Origin of the sequence: Gorillibacterium massiliense (genome assembly GCF_000455485.1) — a bacterium.
GTDB classification, from domain to species: Bacteria; Bacillota; Bacilli; order Paenibacillales; family NBRC-103111; genus Gorillibacterium; species Gorillibacterium massiliense.
Genome location: NZ_CBQR020000051.1, coordinates 1 through 2,610 on the forward strand (window position 1 = coordinate 1; position 2,610 = coordinate 2,610).

Annotated in this window: 2 protein-coding genes; both read right to left on the reverse strand. The window is 56.6% G+C overall.

What is annotated here, in order from left to right; translation table 11 throughout:
- Positions 1 to 1,081 (reverse strand): DNA mismatch repair endonuclease MutL (mutL, locus tag TJ79_RS05440; protein WP_040949288.1); only part of this gene is annotated, 1,081 nt, incomplete at its 3' end.
- A 102-nt stretch (positions 1,082 to 1,183) separates the two neighbouring features.
- Positions 1,184 to 2,610, reverse strand: a 1,427-nt coding sequence (gene mutS / locus TJ79_RS05445; RefSeq protein WP_040949289.1) for a DNA mismatch repair protein MutS, incomplete at its 5' end; no start/stop codon positions are given.

Genomic DNA, 2,610 nt, shown 5'->3' on the forward strand with positions numbered 1-2,610 from the left:
CGGCTTCCGCCGCGCCCGGGCGGTACAGCGCCAGCTGCTCCTGCACGACGGCGCTTTCGCCCAGGGGCGTCTTACCGGCCTGTGGAATCAGCGCCTGTCGGCCCAGAGCCTGGCGTACCGCCGCCTCGACCAGCGCGATCAGCTCGGCTTCCTTGCTGAAGCGCACCTCCAGCTTGGACGGGTGTACGTTTACGTCCAGCAAGGTCGGGTCCATGGCGATGTGCAGCACCGCCACGGGAAACCGGTTGATCGGCAGGAGTGTGTGATAAGCCCGCAGGAGCGCATGGGCTAGCGCATTGCTGCGGATATATCGACCGTTCACCGCTACGGAGAGTGCGTTCCGGTTGGCCCGGGTCATCTCCGGCAGAGAGATGTATCCGCCGATGACATAGTCCAGATCTTCTCCTTTAATCTCCACCATATTTTTCGCCGTGGAGGTGCCGTAAACGGCGGCGATGACATTGACGAGATCGCCATTGCCCAAGGTTTGCAGCAGCACATGACCGTTATGCTTCAGCGTAAAAGCAATCTCCGGATGGGTCAAAGCCAGCCGATAAATGTAATCCGATACATGGCCCAGCTCTGTCTGGATCGTCTTCATATATTTCAGCCGGGCAGGAGTATTGTAAAACAACTCCTTCACCCGGATATCCGTTCCTCGCGACGCCGCCGTTTCCTCGGCTGCCAGCAGTTTGCCGCCTTCGATAGCAATGCGCCGCCCCAAACCGTCATTGCGGTCGGAAGTGACGCATTCCACCTTGGCGACCGCCGAAATACTGGGCAGCGCCTCGCCCCGAAAACCGAGGGTGCGAATTTGGAACAAATCCTTGCTGGCGGTGATTTTGCTAGTGGCGTGACGAGCGAAGGCGATCTCACTATCGTCGGCGGCGATGCCTGAGCCATTGTCCAGAACCCGGATCAGCTGTAGCCCGCCTTCTTCAATGGTAATGTCCACTTGGGTGCTGCCGGCGTCGATGGCGTTTTCAACCAGCTCTTTCACGACGGATGACGGCCGTTCCACCACTTCACCCGCTGCAATCTGGTTGGCAATATGATCGTCCAGAATGTTGATTTTCCCCATGGAATTGCCTCCTAAAGGAAGTGCCTGCAAGGAGTTCATCCTGAAGCCATCTTCCAACCGGAAGTGCCTGCAAGAGTTCATCCCGAAGCGATCTCCCGAAAATTACTTACGCTCGGCCAGCTTGCTCTTCAATTCAAACAAAAAGTTCATCGCCTGCATGGGCGTCATATTGGCCAAATCCGCTTTTTGCAGCTTGTCCGCCAGAGCGTGGAGACGGGCATCCTCCTTCTTGGAGGCAGCGGCGGATGGATGCTCCTCTTCAGCAAAAAGACTGAGCTGCACGATGCCGTTAACGGATTGTTCCTGCTCCTTTTGGCGTTCCGGCGTTTGCATTTCATTCTCCGAAGCAACTGCAGCCAAATCGTTAATGCCATTAACATTCTTCCACTCTGCAGCTTTCTCGTGCTCCACACCGGCTTCCTCCTGCCCGGCAACAGCCGCTTCAAGCTCCGCCGCCCGCGATTCGAAGGCGCTAAGCAACGCGTAGGAGCGGTCGATTACTGCCTCCGGTAAACCGGCAATGCGGGCGCAGTAGATGCCGTAGCTTGTGCTGGCGGCTCCCCGGACAAGACGGCGCAGGAACGTCACCTGCTCTCCGCTTTCTTTTACCGCCATGCAGTAGTTTCGCAAATAGCCCAGGCTCTCTTCCAAGTGAGCCAACTCGTGAAAATGCGTCGATACCAGTGTCTTGCAGCCTACCTTATCGTGCAGAAACTCGATTACCGCCTGAGCGATGGCCATGCCTTCGCCAGTGGACGTCCCCCGTCCCAGTTCATCGATGATAACCAAACTGCGGGGCGTCGCCTTCTCCGTCATGGTGCGGATATCCATCATTTCCACCATGAACGTGCTTTGGCCGCCGATCAGATCGTCAGCCGCGCCGATACGCGTGAAGATCCGATCAACCAAAGGAAGCTCTGCTTTGGCGGCAGGCACAAAGCAGCCGATTTGCGCCATGATACTGAGGATGGCCACCTGACGCATGTAGGTGCTTTTTCCCGCCATATTCGGACCGGTAATTAGCAGAATACGGCAGTCTTCCTTGCTGAGTCCCGTACCGTTTGCGATAAAGGATCCGTCCTTCATCACCGCCTCGACGACGGGATGCCGGCCCTCTTCCACCAGCAAATCGTAGGCGTCCGTCACCTCCGGCTTTTTATACCGGTTGGCGGCACTCACTGTGGCAAAGGCTTGATAAACGTCAGCCTCCGCCACCACTTCCGCCAGCTTTTGCAAGCGGCGGATTTCGCCGGCTACCCGGTCACGCAGATGGCAAAACAGCTGATATTCGATGTCGAACATCTTCTCTTCCGCTTCCAGAATGAGAGCTTCCTTCTCTTTTAATTCAGGCGTTATAAAACGCTCGGCATTGGCCAGCGTTTGCTTCCGTTCATACAGTCCTTCCGGCAGGGAGCTTAAATTGGAGCGGGTCACTTCAATATAATAGCCGAACACTTTATTGAAGCCGACCTTCAGCGACTTGATGCCGGTGCGCTCCCGTTCCTGCTTCTCCAAGGCGGCGATCCACG